Annotated in this window: 13 protein-coding genes; 2 read left to right on the forward strand and 11 right to left on the reverse strand. The window is 53.0% G+C overall.

Going from position 1 to position 17,581, the window contains the following annotated elements; translation table 11 throughout:
• The 4 genes from JAO29_RS23405 to JAO29_RS04280 form a co-directional block, all read right to left on the reverse strand.
• A partial coding sequence (locus tag JAO29_RS23405) for a glycosyl hydrolase 115 family protein (RefSeq protein ID WP_442886316.1) occupies nt 1-203 on the reverse strand: 203 nt, incomplete at its 3' end.
• Nucleotides 204-433: 230 nt separating this feature from the next.
• The gene (locus JAO29_RS04270) at nt 434-1,039 is read right to left on the reverse strand and encodes a hypothetical protein (protein ID WP_334266947.1); all 606 of its coding nucleotides are present in this window, start codon (nt 1,037-1,039) and stop codon (nt 434-436) included.
• A 1,676-nt stretch (nt 1,040-2,715) separates the two neighbouring features.
• Nucleotides 2,716-3,885, reverse strand: a complete 1,170-nt coding sequence (locus JAO29_RS04275) for a hypothetical protein (RefSeq protein ID WP_334266948.1) — start codon at nt 3,883-3,885, stop codon at nt 2,716-2,718.
• A 992-nt stretch (nt 3,886-4,877) separates the two neighbouring features.
• Nucleotides 4,878-5,045: a hypothetical protein gene (locus tag JAO29_RS04280; RefSeq protein WP_334266949.1), complete on the reverse strand. Its 168-nt coding sequence runs from the start codon at nt 5,043-5,045 to the stop codon at nt 4,878-4,880.
• Nucleotides 5,046-5,524: 479 nt separating this feature from the next.
• Here JAO29_RS04280 and JAO29_RS04285 point away from each other — a divergent pair, with 479 nt between their 5' ends.
• Complete coding sequence (locus tag JAO29_RS04285) at nt 5,525-6,478, forward strand: catalase family protein (RefSeq protein ID WP_334267205.1); 954 nt, start codon at nt 5,525-5,527, stop codon at nt 6,476-6,478.
• 2 nt (nt 6,479-6,480) lie between these two features.
• Nucleotides 6,481-8,025 carry a peroxidase family protein gene (locus tag JAO29_RS04290; RefSeq protein ID WP_334266950.1) on the forward strand — a complete coding sequence of 515 codons (1,545 nt, stop codon included), beginning with the start codon at nt 6,481-6,483 and terminating at the stop codon, nt 8,023-8,025.
• Nucleotides 8,026-8,894: 869 nt separating this feature from the next.
• Here JAO29_RS04290 and JAO29_RS04295 read toward each other — a convergent pair.
• From JAO29_RS04295 to JAO29_RS04325, 7 genes are all read right to left on the reverse strand, one after another.
• A complete protein-coding gene (locus tag JAO29_RS04295) occupies nt 8,895-9,914 on the reverse strand; it encodes a hypothetical protein (RefSeq protein WP_334266951.1) in 1,020 nt (339 codons plus the stop codon).
• A 10-nt stretch (nt 9,915-9,924) separates the two neighbouring features.
• Complete coding sequence (locus JAO29_RS04300) at nt 9,925-11,211, reverse strand: hypothetical protein (protein ID WP_334266952.1); 1,287 nt, start codon at nt 11,209-11,211, stop codon at nt 9,925-9,927.
• Between the two features lie 1,422 nt (nt 11,212-12,633).
• Nucleotides 12,634-13,953 (reverse strand): S1 family peptidase, encoded by a 1,320-nt coding sequence (locus JAO29_RS04305; RefSeq protein WP_334266953.1) that lies wholly within the window; start codon nt 13,951-13,953, stop codon nt 12,634-12,636.
• Nucleotides 13,944-14,744 (reverse strand): hypothetical protein, encoded by an 801-nt coding sequence (locus JAO29_RS04310; RefSeq protein WP_334266954.1) that lies wholly within the window; start codon nt 14,742-14,744, stop codon nt 13,944-13,946. The genes JAO29_RS04305 and JAO29_RS04310 overlap by 10 nt, the downstream gene beginning before the upstream one ends.
• Nucleotides 14,745-15,523: 779 nt before the next feature.
• Nucleotides 15,524-15,805: a hypothetical protein gene (locus JAO29_RS04315; protein WP_334266955.1), complete on the reverse strand. Its 282-nt coding sequence runs from the start codon at nt 15,803-15,805 to the stop codon at nt 15,524-15,526.
• Nucleotides 15,806-15,826: 21 nt separating this feature from the next.
• Nucleotides 15,827-16,219, reverse strand: a complete 393-nt coding sequence (locus tag JAO29_RS04320) for a hypothetical protein (RefSeq protein ID WP_334266956.1) — start codon at nt 16,217-16,219, stop codon at nt 15,827-15,829.
• A gap of 572 nt (nt 16,220-16,791) precedes the next feature.
• Nucleotides 16,792-17,343, reverse strand: a complete 552-nt coding sequence (locus tag JAO29_RS04325; protein WP_334266957.1) for a DNA methyltransferase — start codon at nt 17,341-17,343, stop codon at nt 16,792-16,794.
• Nucleotides 17,344-17,581: the final 238 nt, after the last annotated feature.

Consider the following 17,581-nt stretch of genomic DNA (forward strand, 5'->3'; position numbering starts at 1 on the left):
TACGACACATGGTAGTAAACCGCGGAACCGCCAGATCGCTTCTGCTCCTCGGCTGACGAAAGCTGGCGCAGGTAACCATAGTTGTCGTCGGTCCAGCCCAGCGTAACGTCGTCCGGTATCTTCATTCTGGCGCGATAAAGGTCCAACGATTCCTTATAAAGCCAGAACACCTGCGGAACATACGTCGCTGCGACGAAATCGATTTATCTACGCCATCCTCCTTCAGGGTCAGCTGGTGCCGACTCAGGTCCTACGCCTCGCCATCGGAGCTCCGCCTGTTCAGTGTGAGGTATGAAGCCAGCGCTTTTAGTTTTACCTTTGAGCCACAGGTCCCACATGCTCGGCCCATGCCGATGCCTCATCAGAGAATGGAGCGGTCGTCCCGGGACAGTCTTCCACACCTCCGCCGTCGGTATCCGCCAACCGCGCATCGCTAGTTTGGAAAGACGACATGAGCTATCCAATTGGGATAGCTCATCGGCGCTCCATGCGGCAGTTCGGGTCGCCCTGTTCGATTCATGAAGGTTTCGACCGTCGCCTTGAGATTCGATTCAACCCGGACCAGACTGCCGAATGATTCAAAGCCAAGTGACCACCAGACTTTCCCGTACGGGTCGGTAATCTGGGTTAGTTCAACGTTGCAGCCTTCGGCAGGTAGGACACCGTCGATGGGCTTCTCATTGGGAGCCAGGCGAACCTCCTGCAGTTCGATAGCGTCGAACTTCCGCATCCAGCGAAGTTTGTTCGTGCTGAAAGATACGTCCGGCCCAAACGTCAGGTGCTTCGCCTGCCACTTCGTCCAGATTTCTGGATTGATCGCGAGACCATCAATCGATAGGGGGTCTGTCTGACGCTCAACCAGACCTTTCACTTCTAGGAATTCCGTTCCTCCTCGCCGCTTGATACCCATCTCTAATTGTGATGGGTCGAGGAGGTACAGGTCTTTTCTGGCCTTCTCACCTCCACCTGCCGCGCAGAGATGGATCGATTCGTCTTTGAACCAGGTGACGAACGCTTCCGGCTTCGAAGACCAGAACACACGAATCTCCGCTGAAATCTGCATGATTACCCTAGCTACGTAGGTCTATTGCGCGATAAACAAGGTATCGGATTCGGGTTTCCAGCTTTTTGACCGGCTCCAGACAATTCTGTGGAGTATCTGCTAACTGTTTTTCCGCCATTTTTTGACTGCCTCGGAATCACCATAAAGTATCCCCGGTATGTATGGCAACGCGCCCTTGAGAAGCCGGTTGTCCCTCGCGGAGATGCAGTCCTTGGACGCTTGAATCCTCTCGTCGTCGTTTGGCATAACGCCCTTCTTACGGCAAGGGCGATTGTAGACCTGGGTTATCAGCTATCTCAAATAGAACGATCTCATAATCCAGGTCGCCCATGCGATCCGGTATTACCTGACATGGCGGCCTCGACTTCCCCTTCACAAACAACCTCCTCAGGAAGCGCATTCTCGCCCTCACGCTAGGTTGAGGTATCACGAGCTCGTTCATGGCGGCGGGAGTGAGAACTACCGGGCACGGGGCAGTTGGGTGCTCATCTCAATCGTTATCACCCTGTGCCTTCTCCAGCGGCGGTTCGCATTCCGGCGGTAGTGCTCTCCAGTAAGCTTCGATCAGTTCGAATTCAACAATTGGAACGGAGTGCCGAGGTTCTCGGTATGGACACGCTCTCTCAACACCGCTCCTCGACGAGGCGATCAAGAACAGCAAGAAGACGTCCATTACATCAGGCGAAAGATCAATATTTCGAGATTCAGGGATCCATTCCTTGTAAAGATACGGAAGTACGTACACGACCAGAGGATGATGCAGGACTGGAACCTCCGTCCGCGTACTGGGATGCCGATCCGTTCGTCTCCCTACCTGAGCTACCCGGTGTGGTGGGATTCGCAACTGTGAGCAGGGCACCCAGCTTGGCTGGATTAGCGGGGTCTTCCCCGTCCTCAATGAGGACGGCTCGCTCGGACCGCGATCGAAGTGAAGAACCCGATGTTCACCTTCGACGGTGGGGCGATCTAAGAAGACCGCCACGCTCAAAGTGGCCTACTTCGAGGACACAAGGCCTACAACAATCGCGCTTACGTTGATCTCATCAGCATCCGTATTATCCGCCACATCGCAGGGGGCACCATTTCCTCCGGCTTCGTTCCGCTCAATCGGTGGTGTGACCTTCGGACACCTGACCGGCGAATCCATGAATGATGGTTCCAAGAGGTGGAAGCACACGCAGTACATGGGCGACGAAGGGTGAACCAATTCCGGAGGATCTGATCCTTCTAGGCTTCGATCGACGGCGGCTACGTTCCGATCACGCCGGAGAGTGTTGACTGGACCATTAGCGGGCTTCAGGGGTGACATGCCCCGGTGTCAGTCCGTTCGTGTTGACTGGACTGACGCCGGGTTTTCATCAGAGATTCAGGGCTGCAATTCCTTAGCGGCCATGGTGAATCTGATTACTGATTGACCAATTTCGTGGCGAACGGCTGTGACGTTGTATACAACCTTTTCACCATCATCCACAGCTATCTTGTGCTCGTGTCGCCAGACCTAAATACTGGTAGGAGTGAGGATGAGCCAATCTGGATGACCAGCCGGGATCCGCGTATCGCGTAAACGGCACGTCGACAGTGTCGTCATCGTCAGCCGCGTTCGGATAACACAAAGGGGTGCTGATCTGCTTCATGTTCATAAGACCCCTTCTCTATTGCGGAATGACCTTCAGAGTTAGCTGATTTCCCGCACTGCTGATCGATAAATAAGGGTTCGATCGATCACTGCTCGAGTAGTCCTTACTCACCCCATTGAACTGATTGAAGGTGATCTTCCAAGTAGCGCTCGGGTCAATTGTGATCACTTTCGAGTCACCCCACAATAGAGGCGTACTCGGCCCTACGGCAGTCTGCATTTGCTGCACATTTTTGTATTTGCGGAAGTTGAGGTTGACCGTAAGTTTACCGCTGGTGCCGAGGCCGTGATGTTCTGTCTTGAAGTGCCAGCCGACAAATGTAGCGGTGCTGGCATTGCCCAGATCAAACCAATCGCTGCCCTGATCCCCCTCTTCTCGTGTGAAGTGGTAGCTCACCGTTTCGGTCATGCATTGATAGCCGTCGGTCATATTGGCCCCCCTGACTGCATCGTCATCGTTATCAGATGAGTCCCAGATCAGACCTGTGCAACTGTCTGGGATCTCCTGTCTGGTGTCCCCAAGCGCTGACGTTTGCAGTATGTAGTACCCAGGAGCCGGCGGGAGAACGATGGCGACAAAGTTGAACGTCATCGTCTCCTTGCTATGGAAGATTCCCAGATGGGTGACTTTATACGGAATGGTGACGGTGAAGGGCACATAACTGACTGAGTTAGGAGATGGTGCGAAATTGTCATGCGGTATCTGGAAGGTCAGGGACTGGGTTGTTTTGATTTTGTTCGGCGTCGTGAAGTCACCAAGAGTCAGTTGAGCATCATAGCCATCTTCTCCGACATACACGAAGTTCCCCGCGATGCTGATGATGATATCTCCAGCGATGTTGGGTGCTACGACGTTACCCGAAAATGAGGTCACCTGTGGGATCTTGTTCGTTATCGGTAGTGTGTTGGCGATCTGCTGGAGCTTGGTCGTCAGGTTCTCGACAACCTGGGTCTGCAGTTGATCAATCAGGTCACTGATACCGGACTTAGCTTGTTGTTGTGCTGCCGTCAGATCAGATTCTGCGGTGTTGAGCGAATCTTTGAACGCCTCACGCGTGGCATCTATCAGGTTTGTGATCTGTGACCCAGCGTTTACTTCCAGAATCAGTCCAGCATTCTGAAATTGCTGTATCAAGGCATTGAGGTGATCAGAAAGTTGATTGAGCAATAAACCAAAAGTGAGCATACGAAGTCCTTTGAATGAAATTTGGATTTATGGATGGGCCTGATTTTTGACGCAAGGTCGCCAAGAGTTCCGGGATCGAATTCCTAACTCTTTGCATTCGCAATGTTCTACTGGGGGCCTGGTTGAAAAGGACGAAAGTCCGTCCAGAACGTTAGCACATTTCAGTCGCAACTCGTATCACGAAGATCCGCGCACAACCCAGCTTTCAAACTCCACGGCAGGAGACTCATCACGGACGAATCTGTACTCACGGACACCTTCCTCTCCGCAACGGGCGGACCGACCGTGCGGACTGGGTCGCCGAATTCTTGTCTTGGCACGACGTCCGGTGCCCGTGACGCGAGGCAGGACCACGAGCAGAACGACATTTGGGGGTGATCCCGAACACCAAAGCCTTCTTCGTCCTGCCCAATCACAACAAGAACTAGAGACTTCGCTCGAAGATTCCCTCGTTGCCATCCACGTCGTCCTGTCCAGCACGCTGGTCGCGGCCGACAGGCGGGGTTACCCGCGTGTCCTCGGGCATCGATTCCTCGTATGAGATTTCGTTGGCAAAGGTCATCGGGCTGGGAATATCGCCGCCGACGTGCTCACATCCGGACCGCCATTAGTCTTCTAATCGAAACGACATGATTCAGAATGGTGCAACCAAGCAGTTCTAGTGCGTACGGAGCCGGGAAGCTGAAAGAAATCCGAAACGACAGGCAGACATGTCCGGTGCGTTCGGCGAACTGGGAACCTCGCACGAATCACGAGATAAGGCTCGAAGCCTTACCGGATGGGGTCGATTGTCTATTGCGGGTCGGCCTCTGAGAATTGTCACTGCAGTTTCAACCCAAACTGGTCGAGAATCATTTGCTAGATAAATCGACGAACAAGGCAACCGAGCGCTTGACACGACGTCAAAGCTAACAAAGATCCTAAGACAAAGAAATTAATATTGACGTCTTACAAATGATGTGCGAATCTTGTCGCGCTATAAGTGTAGTCTTCTAATCTGCGAGGCAGAGCAGATGCCGCTCTTTGGTAAATGGAAGGTTCGCTGCCCTAATGGGCACGACGACCTCGTTGACGACGTCACCGACAATCACGATTGTGAGGAATGTGGTGCAAAAGCCGTGGACCACGGATCCGCAAGTGTAGTTTGTCCCGATGGTCATGCCTCGCACGTTGAAGGAGCGACACATCAACATTCATGTTCAATTTGTGGATCGCAGTGCTTGATCGGATAAACATGGCAGTCTCCAGAACTTTATCGCACTGAAGTGGCTAAGCCAGACATCTTCCAAGTTCAAAGACTGTTACATTTCGGACCACATGGAGCACAATTGTATTCCGGTTTCTCATCTGATAAGCGAACGCTTTCTGAGTTCTCTGCCTCAATGATGCTTTTCGATTTACGCTTTGCTCTTTCAACTTTGCGAGCCTGACCTCACCACTCCTTCTCCCATCGCCACACAATCGGCCCTAATTCCAAAGTCTAGGTGTCTTGCTGACTGCCCATGCGTCAGAAGATAGGGTGACGCCATTGAACGACGATTCTGCCTTACTGCAGCTCATACCAACGTCACCGCTCGGAGCCTCGCCTCTGGAATCAGTTCCGGAAGGAGAAGCTGCTGCCGCGGCCGCTATCGCGGAGATGATCTCGGGCGGCGTACGCGCTAGGACGACATCCGGACCAGCGACTCGTGATGCCCATCCCAAGGCACATGGCTGCTTGGCTGCCACACTACAGGTCCTTAGCGACCTGCCCACCGAAGTTGCCCAAGGACTATTTGCCAACCCGGCGAGCTATCCGTGTTGGGTACGCTTCTCAAATGGTTCGGGCACACCGCAAGACGACAAAATCGGCGATGGGCGCGGTATGGCCGTCAAGGTCATGAATGTAACCGCGAGTCGCTCGAATACCCAAGATTTCATCATGATCAACAACCCCGTTTTTTTTGTGCGGAACGCATCTGACTATGTGGCATTCCAATCCGCATCAAACCCAATGCGTTTTTTCCTGCCCGGCTGGAATCCCTTTCGCTTCCGTATCCACGAATATTTTGCGGCATCTGGGATCACTCGCCGCGTCGTTTCCAACCCACTAAACACCCAATACTACAGCATGACGCCATACTTACTCGGTCATCAAGCGTGTAAGTTTTCCTGTCGCCCCATGGGAGATCCGTCCCCATTCGTCGATCGCTCGAGCGCCAACTTTCTGCACCATAATCTGGTTGCATCTCTGGCGAGCCGTGACGCGGCGTTTGAGTTCTGTGTGCAGCTACGCAAGACAACAGGGTCTATGCCGATCGAAGATCCGACGATCGCTTGGAGCGAGGAAGCATCGCCTTTCATTCCCGTGGCCCACCTCCTCATCAACAGACAAATATTCGATACGCCGGAGCGAGTTGCGTTTGGTGAGGCACTTTCATTTACGCCGTGGCATGGATTGGATGCCCATCGTCCGCTTGGAGGTATTAACCGAGTGCGACGGATTGTATATGAAACCATTTCCGCGTTGCGGCACGACCTCAACCACGTTCAGCGTTTCGAGCCGACCGTCAATATAAGCAATACACAAACCACTTCCAATCCAGGAGAATAATCTTGTCCACATTCTTAGATGGAATCGTCGGAATAGTTGGCGGCGCGATCGACCAATGCGGTTGGGCCGATCGCGCAGCATCCAAACTAATGATTGATACGCTTGTTGCTTCGGCACCGTTCCGTCCACATCCGTTTAGCACCGCGTCCGATTACACCTCATGGAAGACCTTGACCGACAGGACGTACCAAGCACGCCAGTTGCCCGCGGCCGACCTCGGCGTATTGCCGGAAGTCACCGCCGTGGTCGCGCTGTTCAAGCGGGAGCCCGGACAGCAGCGGAAGTCTGATAAATCAACCTGCCTGTTCCCCGCCTTTGCGCAATACCTAACGGACGGATTCATCCGCACGAACAATGACGATAGAGCCCGAACCACATCGAACCACGAAATTGATCTGTGCCCGCTTTACGGACGAACTGAGGTGCAGACGGTCACGTTGCGGCTGCTCGATCCTACGCCCGGCCGTCGAGGCCGGCTAGCAAGCCAGATCATTAACGGCGAGGAATGGTCGCCCTACTACTACTTGCGTGACGGAAGCGGCCCCGACCCCAGCTTCCAGAAGCTAGACACGCCATTGGGTGTGAAGGACTGGCCGGTGGAGCGCTTAAAAACCCTGTTCGCAATTGGCGGTGACCGCGCCAATTCCACGCCCTTTACCGCAATGATGAACACGCTGCTGTTGCGGGAACATAATCGCATCGCGGGCGAACTGGAAAAGCAGAATCCGGGGTGGGACGATGAGCGCGTGTTCCAAACTGCCCGAAACATTATGATCCCAATTTTCATCAAGATAGTGATCGAGCAATATATAAATCACATCGCCCCTATACCGTTCAATCTGGTGGCGGACCCGTCGGTAGCCTGGTCCGCAAACTGGAACCGCCCAAACTGGATGACCGCAGAATTCAGCCTGTTATATCGGTGGCACTCGCTGATGCCCGACGAGATCGAGTGGCCGACCCGGGCGATTCAGCTTGGAGACTTTGTGCTTGATAACAGTCCATTGATGGAGGTAGGCCTGGTGAAGGCATTCCTGGCAACTGCCAGTCAACCGAGCGCCGAGCTTGGCCCCTTCAACACGGGCTGGGCGCTGCTGCCGATAGAGCAGTTGGCAATTCAGCAGGGACGCGCCAATCGACTGGCCAGTTACAACAGTTACCGAGCGGCCTACGGCATGGAACAAGCCCAGGATTTTAGTGACATTTCAAGCAATCCCAAGATCGTTGAGCTCCTAAGAAATATCTACGGAGACATCAACAAGGTGGAGTTCTATCCGGGGTTGTTCGCAGAAGACCGCGTCGACAAATCAACTTTGCCCAGCTTACTGATGAGAATGGTCGGTGTCGATGCCTTTTCTCAGGCGCTGACTAATCCCCTTTTATCGGAGCATGTTTACAACTCTGCAACGTTCACTCCGTGGGGGCTCGACCTCATCGAACAAACACATTCTCTGGGCGATATATTGAAGCGGCAGGGAGCCACTATCGATACAGGCAAGATTGTCATGACCCAGCCTAGTTGGCATTACGGCTGGTACCGTCCCTGACTCTGCGTCACACGGGTCGGAAAGCAGGGCGTCTTTCGTTGGCTTCTTGTTTTATTTCTTCTGCCCTGTCGGCCACGACGCGCAACAATAATTGCGGTCCGGTACCCAGCAAACGTCAATCAAGCAGTTGCGGCGCGTAGTACCAAAATTAAAAAGTACAACTACCGTCGCAGATTCTGCGACTGGCGATCGTACCGTACAGATCGAACTTGCGGACTGCGGCAGGCAGCTCCTTTCCGGAGCTCAAACGACCTTCAATCGTAACGCTCATTCTGCAGAGAGGCTCCCGTAAGGTGGGTAACGTGCTCTAGTTATGGAATTCCGACGACAAATCGCATATGCAAATCGGATGCTGCAGCTTGCGCTCTAGCTAGCTCCCGGTCGCCAGGAAACTGAGGTCTGCTCCAGTTTATGGCGAATGTTCATCGAAATCAGTGACTTGTGCAGAGGTCGTCGAACGCTGCGGAACCGTCGAGACCAGAAGAATCTAGGTCCAATAGATCTGTTTGAAGCCTCAAGTTTAGTCGAGGTAGGCACAGAACGCAAAGGCGAAAGCATAGTTATCTCCCTGAATATCTGTGGCCGAAAGCCGCACTCGGCAAATACATTGCGTGTGTACATTAAGTCACCTTACGCAAGCTCTTGCCAATTGATCCGCCTTATCGACGGAGCCGAATAACTCATGTGAAAAGTATCTAATTGTCCTATGCCAACGGTCCAACATTACCTCACTGAGATTTTCGCCACTAAACGAGGATGGGAGTTATAACTTGGCTTAGGTCATCCGAGCTGAGTCTTTTCTGAATCCGGATCATGAACAGTTCGGCCTGGATCGGATCCTTCTAGATTCTCCGAACCTCAGCGGCTCATTAAGTGCGCCTTAGAGTTACAAATTCTTGTATTGCAGTAACGAAGTAAACTATTTCGCTAAGAATAACAAGCGTCGCCGCAGCGTCTGATATTTTGGTTGGCTGGGGTTTCATCACATGCCCGCGAAAAACGTTGAGCGCTTTCCGCATCATCTCGTTGAATCGCGGTGCATTATCCCGTCGGTTATACAGACTCCCTGTGAGGCCATCCAAAGGGTTCTGCGCGTTGAGTTGAGCGCCTTCCTCGGATTTTAGGCTTTGTCGCAGATTCTCTGCCATGGCGAGGGTAGATTTCGCGGCAAATCGTATTGTATCTGCGAGTTGGTCAGAGGGAGTGTCACGCCATAGTGCGTAGCGACAAATGATAAGTCCTGAGTTGGCGGTCAGTTCCAGACGCGACTTCGTTAGGGCGGAATGATTTGTGTGCTTAGCTGCCGACATTAGGATGTCGGACTGCAAGAGTTTGAGCAGCAGTTGATAATTGTCGACTGCGTCCTCCAAAAGATTTTTGTCCAGGACGACTTCTGAAAGATTGTAGGAGGTGATAGCCTCATAACCGGGCGTAGACGGTGCGGATTGCGAGGGTTCGTTGAGCGGTAAGGCTCTAGGAGGACCGAACCGCCAGTCGGTTAGCGCTTTTGTTTGCTTGATGGTTGCAAGATTACACAATGCTTCAAGACCGATCACTCGAGCGTTGACGTCCTCTGCGTCTATCAAATCGAGCGCTTCCTCGAAGCGAAGGCGGCGCATTCTGAAGTTGTCATTTGCTGCCTGGCGGCTTTCCATTCCGTGGGCGATGCCCTCGTAGAATGAGACGAGCTTTGCGTCGGGAGAAAACTTCGAATTTCGAAGGTTCTGCCGTGCGACTTTGAGGTTTTCAAGAGCGATGCGAAGGTGAGTTGACGCGCGTCTCTCGGCATATTCCTCGCTGTTTCTTTCCGTAGTCCTGCTTGCCGCTTCAGACGAACGTGCAACGGGGACGTCCAGATTACCATCTTCAAAATTGCTTCTTTGTTCCATCTAGTTTTCCTCAGATGTAGAGCATCATGAGAAGCAGGGCCTGTTGAAATGCCGCGATAGCCGTAACTTGATCTGCGTACATGGTCGGCACCGCAAGCCGATAGAAAAGCTTGAATGCTGCACGATGCGCAGCGAGATCAAGCGCGTTGGTGTATGCGCCCTCTTCGGTGGAAGCGATAACAGAACAGGTACGTGAGGATCCCCAACCGCTAACACATGTGAGTCGCACGACGGCGTCCTTCGCTCCGTCAGAGCCTCCACGATAGGCAAATGCGGCGGTAGCGGGAAGACCTTTATAGAGCCACCTACGGACGGCCCTCGCGGCGCCGACGATTCCCTTGACCTCTGTTCCCGCGATGGCGAAATCAAGTTCTTCGACGGCTTCCTGCAACACGAAGGTGTGCTCCTTCATTGACGCGATGGGGGGTGATTCGATAGTAAGTGGCCCGCCACGAGGCCCAAGGAAGTTCAGCCAAATGGGCGGGGCGGCGTCTGGAGAGGCAGATCTAGGAGACTCCTCCCGGCGCAGTTTCCTATCGCCTTCAACAGGGGCCTCGCTATCGCGTCGTACGGCTGCAAACGGGGATAGCAGGATGGAATAGGTTTCGCCATCATGATCAAAGTAGCGCTTAAGGAGCGCATTGCTACCCAGGTCAAGGGCTTCCATAATGGGACCAGCCGCTCCCTGTTCGGTTTTGTCTATAACGCTCCAAACCCGCCATTTATAACGCCTCTGCCTCTCCGTGGAGCGGAGACCGAATAGCATAAAGAGCCGGAAACTTGCCCATAGAACAAACATTATGAGAACGAATGCGAGGAACTTCATAGCGAAGGGCAGGGCAGGCCACCAGCTTTCCACGATAAGGTCTCTCGCGTTTCGCCAGCTTGGCATTGTTTTCGCCCTACGGACTTTACCGTTTAGCTGTTCCGCTGCCCCGCCTTTTTCATAGAGGTCATCCGCATAACGTTTGCGCAAGTCGTCGAGCATGGCTACCGCCCGCTCGGAATCCTTGCTCCATCGCTGCCTCTCTATTTCTTGCAGAGCTAGATCGATCGCCTCGCTTTGACCGTGATGGATGCTTTCATCCGCGCGTGCCATGCATAGAATCGATTCCTTCTGAAGTCTTGTGGCAACCATTGTCACGGCACTCGACAGACCGGGTTCTAGAGACTGAGCCGTGGCGGTCGCCGCAGCATTAAGTGCAGCCTGACAAGCCGTGCGCGCAACTGCGTACTTGCCCGCAGAGAGAAGCGCCGTTCCATAGGCGAGTTGTGCGCTTCCATCGGCAAGCGCCATACATGCTTTGACTTGAGGTGCGCGTGTGCAATCGGTCGCCGAGGGTCTGCGTCGGCGCTGCACGCGATTATCTTTCGGGATGTCCAGGTCGATTCGGACGTGGCCGCCCGCGAGAGGTGGGACACCAGGAGACCGTTGCTCCGTGCCGCCTTGAGCTACGCCAGGTTTTGGAACCAGAAATGAGGCGGCAAGGAGGCCACAGTATGCAACGGTGGAGAACAAGCAGCAACAATTGGGTGTGGATAGACGGTTCCGCATAGGTCACAATCCGCAGTAGCTTAGGTTAGCCGAAACATCGTAGAGTTTGAGGACAACAGTGTTCGTCAGTGCAGTATGCGCTGGCCCAGACCGACAAGAAGGGACCCTAGAAATGAAGCTTGGACCTAAGAATCGGCTGAGCTTGGGATGTCCGCGTTTCTAGGTAGATTGGTACACCTCGCATGATTTCTGCATAGCCGATTGGGCACCTTGGCGGCTCTATAATTACCGAATCTCTGATAATCGGATGCTTTTTCAATGAATCGCGCTGACAAACAGGGTAAGCCCATGCTAGATGCTGCTTGTGAATCGCACGAATTCTTAGAAGGGTAGTGCAGAAACTACGCGGTCGGATCCGTCGTCGCAGCGAACGCCCCAGCAGCCAAGTTTTCTGTGAGCGCATCGATGCCATATGAGACAAACTCTTTCCTGACCGTGTTATCCCTGATCCCGAGCATTTCCAGGGGACCTCGTAGTTCGTGTATTCATGGCTGAGCGTGTTGCAAAGGTTATAGACGGTGGCTTCGTCGGCCCACCAACGCCGCGATTTTGTGAAATCGTCTGCCGTGTCCGCTGTCTCGCCTCTGCGCGGATTTGCACTGCGATCCAAGTTCATGGTTATATTTCGCAAAGCGAGCAACTTTCCATAAAGATTTTGTCCCGTAATCATAGATGGCAAAGTATCTTCGTCGGTAGAGCCAATATGCCAGCTTAACATTGCTATGGACAGTGTCCTGTCCTTGAACTCCTGCGAGCCCCATACAGTCTTGAAAAGTTTAGCGGTCCGAAGAAGACGGGCCCTCTCACCCGCCTTCCATCGATCCAAGAGGTGGTCCGTGAGTTGATGGTCACCACCACCGGGAGAATCGGCGTCAGACTCGGAAGCGGAGTTCGTCCTGAATGATTGTTGGATTGGGATCGCTCAGGTCGCCTTGACAGTGATGCAAGCCAGTCGCCATCTTTTTCCCTTTCATTTGCTACAGGATTATTCGAATCGTCTTTAGCTTTTCGTCAGATTGCAACGATGAAATTAGAGACTTGGTGTGCGGCTTCTGAAAACTCCCCGTGTTTGCAAGGCTAAACGGATTGTAGGATGCGATCGCGTTCGCGCAGTTTTCCATCATTGCGGCTTGTTCAGTTCCTCTAACGAGGCCACGAAAGTACTCAACAAGGATCATCAGAGTCTTCAGGCAACTCTTCAAATTGCGCCAAACTAAGTGGGACATTCTCTACGTGATACCAATTGCCGCGAATCTCAACGTGTACAGTCACAGTTGCTTCAGGATCCCACTCCGCCCCCAGCCACGGAACCAATCCAACCTTCGCATTGTGATGGGCGTCCGCGTAATAAACGCAGCTGTTGAGCCCATCTTTAGGACAACCTGTCCCGAAAACTTGCTTGAAGCGTGATGGTCTCACGCCCTCGACACTGTAGCAGGCCTTATCGACTATCCGGCGATTGCCAAATGGAAATTTCAACCATAGGTAGAATTGGGTTCGTTCTCGAAATAAGAGGGCAGCGGGCCCGCCTGCCTTGTTTGCGCGAAGGCTCTGGACAATGCAGTTTTTGATTTGCACATCTGTCGCACCGTTGCGTAACTCTCCGGAGTTGAAAGCATCTTCACACGAACGATCTGACTCTCGGTCGAGCGAGGTCAGGGCCTCAACTTTCATTCCAGCAATAGCTATTAATTCTGCCATCACGGCGGGATTTCGTGGGTTCTCGAATGCTTGATTGCCTGGAGCAAACGTATTTACCTGTACTGGAATCGCCCAATTTTGGCCTTCAGACATTCCTCCGTCTATCACACCGACAACCTTCCCAGCGGTATTGAGCACGGGACTTCCCGATTCGCCGTGCGTGATGGCCGCCAGAACTGGAATTATTGGATAGGTTGTTTCAGGGCTATGACGTTGCGCGAGCGATTCCAGACCTCTGACTGTCGTGTATCCGCTTAGTGTGTATTTCGATAAGCCTATGATACTTCCCTGTTTGCTTTGCACGAATCCTGATGATGCAGGATTTCCCTTTATGAAGACGACGTCGTTCGGCTTTAGCGAGTGCGTTACGTTCTCGATCGGCTGAAACTCAAATGAAGAGGTGGCTCTGATTGCCGCGTCCCACTCCGCTTCTCTCACCGGAACCAAGTGCGCGAGATCTTCTTTGAGGTCGACAGTTCCAACGACCATCTCCACAGCTGTGGTTTTATTCTGATCGCCGCGGACATTTACCGCGATGCTGTGCCGCGGAGGATCAATCGCAGCATCAATCACACCGTGCAAGCATGTATAGAGTCCTGCGCTCCCCTTCACTCGGAAGCCCGTTAAAATACGCTGCGATCTTCCGTTTACTTCGCGAACTTGGAATAGACCATCCCACGACTCATTCGTATTCTGTACAGCCTCTAATTGTGCATAGCATCGTAGACAAACCGAAAGGTAGACCACAACCGTGGGTAATCGTGACAGATGGCTCAGATGCATTTATCGCTCCAGATCTTTAGCGCACAAGCCGCCCCTTTGCTACTGCATTTAGTGAAGTCTGCAGTGAACTTACTTGATATCTGGTTCGCGAGGTCGAAATCAGCAGGATTCGCCTTCTTAGCGTCGAGGATCGCCCTACAGGTCGGTGGGTTTGCTTGGTCGTCTTTCAACCCAAATCCTTCACTCGGATGCCCGCTTACCTCTTGCCCCGCCGGTCTCACTGGATACATTGCCGCGATCACGCGACTAAGATCCGCGTATGTAACTTCCGGACCTCCTTTGGCGAACCGAGGCAACATCTCTTCGCGCATCTCAGCGGAGGGTGATTCTGGATATTCCGAACCAAGAAGAACTTTAGCCAACACTTCTGGCTTCAGCTTCGTACTCGCGCTCCACTTACCGATGAAGCGGTTTGGATCGGGCCTGAACCAATCGCGCGCTCTAGCCATCAAGCCAAGGCTGGAGCCGCCCGCCAAGAGAAGGCAAAACATAGCGACAGGCCAAGCGTTTATCTCGATTAGCGATTTGGGCTCTACCTTTGTTTTAGCTTCGATCTTTGCCGCGTCCGCATTAATTCCGCTGGAAGAATCAGATTCCGCCTTTGCCGCTACCTTTATACCGGCCAGCGTGGCGACAACTGCACCTGCGATACCCAAGATACTTTCAAGCACTCTTTCGATGACCGGAGATGTGGCCAAGCCGATCATCCAACCAATGGCAACACCGCAAATGCTAAGCGCTACGATGTTGGTCGGTATTCGTTTCGCAGGCAGGAGTTTTTCATCGACCATGGAATTCAGTCCTTATACAAGATGTTCTCAACGGAAGAATCCGATGGCCGCCAATCAAATGATCGAAATTGAGGAATTTCCATAAAAAGCTGGCCGATCTTTTTGGGGAGGAGAGGTGGAAGCTTTGCCTGATGTGCTTGACGATCGTGCATGTATCCAGCAAATACCTGGTACAAATGGACCTCAGGACAGTGGCCCACAGTCGGCTAAGAACCACATTTGCCAAGATATTTTTCATTTCTACACCCGTCAGAGACAGTTGTACTCGACATATTCAAAAAGCGTGACGTGGCCGGGGGAGGATCAGTAACACAATCTAACAGAACTTTTCTGTTGTCAACCGACACTCATTCGTCTCTCCGAAGAAATCTTTTGTGAATGCTTTACTTGAGTAGCTCGCGACAAAGCTTAAGCTGGTCAAACGCAAAGGCCGCTCCATGAAATGCACTCAGCACATAATGTCGGCAAACTGCAAATCCCAATAAGGAAATCAACTTGGATCAGGAAAGGTCCCGACACGATGAGCCGGGATCACCCTCCCACCGCGTCCCTGAGCGCGCAGCGTACGACCAAGGAAACGAGCCCGAAGCCACGGGAAAACACAGAATCTCTTTGTTCGCCATCCCTCGGCTCTCAGTGGTCCTACCAGTCTCCACTGTTGACAACAGGGCAATGCACTCATTGAGACAAACCACCTTGAAGGGCAGCTGGTAGTCGTAAAACGCGCATTCATATTTGTATCTCTGCACTTCCGAATCCTCGGATCGGCGACATATCCCCTATTCCCACCTACCGCCGAAGCCACCTCTGACCTCATCCAATTCATAGAGATTCGGAAATTCGAAGGCTTTACCTGCCTTGAGAGTCTCGGTAGCGTGCTTTGCCAGCTCCGGAGAGACGATCCTCTGAAAGTCTTTCTCGAAGGTGCCGACGTTGACGCACCACCACTTGTGCGTAGCTGCTACGGAGGCAGCGATGAACGTTACCGTCTCGAGAGCTCCCTTCGCCTCTCCCTCGTTCTTCAGGAAAGGAACTGCAATCAACTTATATTCAGCAATCATCGGTACCTCCTGACATGATGATTAGTGGGCAAATGCGTGTTGGGTTTCATAGCCTGACGGACGAGGACATTGCCGGTAGGCGTCCCAAAGCTCCGCAAGCGCCTGGTCATCCTCTGCGAACCGATAGGCTACCGGTCCGTGAACACGATGGAAGATGCGCAATGCGTGCAGCACACCGCTATACACGGAGAGAGACGATCGAACGCACTCTGTGGTGGAGGTGCGCCTACCAGTGATCTGGTAATCAACGAGACAGCTGACATCAAGCGGGGAGAAGCGAACCATGACATTCATGCCAGACGTCGAGAACACCGCAACGGTTATCGTGTCGTTGATCGTCGACCAGGTCAGTTCCGAACTTTGGTCGAACGTTGAGAGTAAGGCTTGAAAAAAGCTTTTGATCTGCGTGGTCATCGCTCTACCTTTTCCCTTCCAAATTGATCTCCCGGTCTAGCCAAGCGGGGAGTAGCATGGAAGGAGAATAGCAAAGAAAAAGCGAAGACATTCGGCTTAGTTGTGCATTGAATCGATGACCCAAGGGATTGTGGTCTCGACGGTCTGATACTTTCAGCTTTTGGCAGCCTTCTTAGCCTTAGCCCAACGAGCCTTTTGTGCAGCCGCGATTTTGGCACGTGCCTCTGCACTCAAGTGGCGCTTAGGCTTGATGGCTACCGCACCAATTGTTCTCGGCCGTCCCGGCCCGCGCGTGGGAGTTGCGTTCACCTCCGACAGTATCTTTCTCGCCTGTTGTAAACGAGCAATCTCTGCGTCGATGGCAGCCAATATCTGAGAAGTATTCAAGCTATCTCCTGGGAGAACTATTTTAGGATATGTAATCAAGTTATCGCTTAAAGGCGTTCGAGACACAGGCCATTCAAGCCATGATGGGAAGAGAGCGCCGCAAGAAGGAGTCAAGGCTGCGCCCGAGAGGCGCACCGCATAGCGGCAACGGCCTTGACTCCCAGGCTTTTGGCGGCGCAAAGATTCTACGCGGCACGAATGCCATCTAGATGCAGCCGCCGCGAGGCGACTGCGTGGTACTGGGCATCGAGTTCGATTCCCAGGAACCGGCGATTGAGTATCTTTGCAGCCAGAAGCGTGGAACCCGATCCACAGAAGGGATCAAGGACGAGTTCGTGCTTCCGGGTGAAGACTTCAATCAATGGCTTCAGCGCTGCAACCGGTTTCTGTGTCGGATGGAGCCTGTTGCCGGAATAAGGCATGTCGATGACATCGGGAATGGGACTCTCTGGAAGGACCGGATTCCCCTTCGCCAGCAGATACGCCTGCTCGTGCTGGTACTTTAGGAAGCGCGTTTTCGAGCTGTATGGCTTAGGAAAGACGATGTGGCCGACGACGCGAAAGCCTGCGCTTCGCCACGCCTCGAAGAACTTGTCGATCTTGGTCCAGCCATAGAAGGAGACCATAAAGCGGTCTTGCTTCAGGACGCGATGGCACTCCTGGAAGGCCGGCCTAAGCCAGTCGGCATTGCTGTCGTTCTGAATGGACCTGCCTTCGCGGTCAAGATAGCGGACCATACGGTGGATCGGTAAGGATGAGATCAATGCTGCTGGTTGGCAAGCTCTGCATTACTGAGATGCAGTCGCCGTGAAGGACTCTATTGGATGGAATGGGGCTTTGATTCGTCGACATGATGTTGGCTCCTGAGGTGATCTCCCGATGACTCGGGGCACCCATAGAGCGAGTGGGCCCGGCTTCCAAGGCCAAGGGCCGCTTTTGGGGAGGGCAACCGAAAGAAAGTCTCTGCGTTCTCTG

Origin of the sequence: Edaphobacter sp. HDX4 (genome assembly GCF_036877565.1) — a bacterium.
In the GTDB taxonomy this organism is placed as follows: Bacteria; Acidobacteriota; Terriglobia; order Terriglobales; family Acidobacteriaceae; genus Edaphobacter.

What these genes read in the sequence shown, in the direction of transcription:
- JAO29_RS04275 (WP_334266948.1), bottom strand. Translation starts at nt 3,885, where the DNA reads ATGCTCACTTTTGGTTTATTGCTCAATCAACTTTCTGATCACCTCAAT.
- JAO29_RS04280 (WP_334266949.1), bottom strand. Translation starts at nt 5,045, where the DNA reads ATGACCATCGGGACAAACTACACTTGCGGATCCGTGGTCCACGGCTTT.
- JAO29_RS04285 (WP_334267205.1), top strand. Translation starts at nt 5,525, where the DNA reads ATGATCTCGGGCGGCGTACGCGCTAGGACGACATCCGGACCAGCGACT.
- JAO29_RS04295 (WP_334266951.1), bottom strand. Translation starts at nt 9,914, where the DNA reads ATGGAACAAAGAAGCAATTTTGAAGATGGTAATCTGGACGTCCCCGTT.
- JAO29_RS04300 (WP_334266952.1), bottom strand. Translation starts at nt 11,211, where the DNA reads ATGGCGCTTGCCGATGGAAGCGCACAACTCGCCTATGGAACGGCGCTT.
- JAO29_RS04305 (WP_334266953.1), bottom strand. Translation starts at nt 13,953, where the DNA reads ATGCATCTGAGCCATCTGTCACGATTACCCACGGTTGTGGTCTACCTT.
- JAO29_RS04310 (WP_334266954.1), bottom strand. Translation starts at nt 14,744, where the DNA reads ATGGTCGATGAAAAACTCCTGCCTGCGAAACGAATACCGACCAACATC.
- JAO29_RS04315 (WP_334266955.1), bottom strand. Translation starts at nt 15,805, where the DNA reads ATGATTGCTGAATATAAGTTGATTGCAGTTCCTTTCCTGAAGAACGAG.
- JAO29_RS04320 (WP_334266956.1), bottom strand. Translation starts at nt 16,219, where the DNA reads ATGACCACGCAGATCAAAAGCTTTTTTCAAGCCTTACTCTCAACGTTC.
- JAO29_RS04325 (WP_334266957.1), bottom strand. Translation starts at nt 17,343, where the DNA reads ATGGTCCGCTATCTTGACCGCGAAGGCAGGTCCATTCAGAACGACAGC.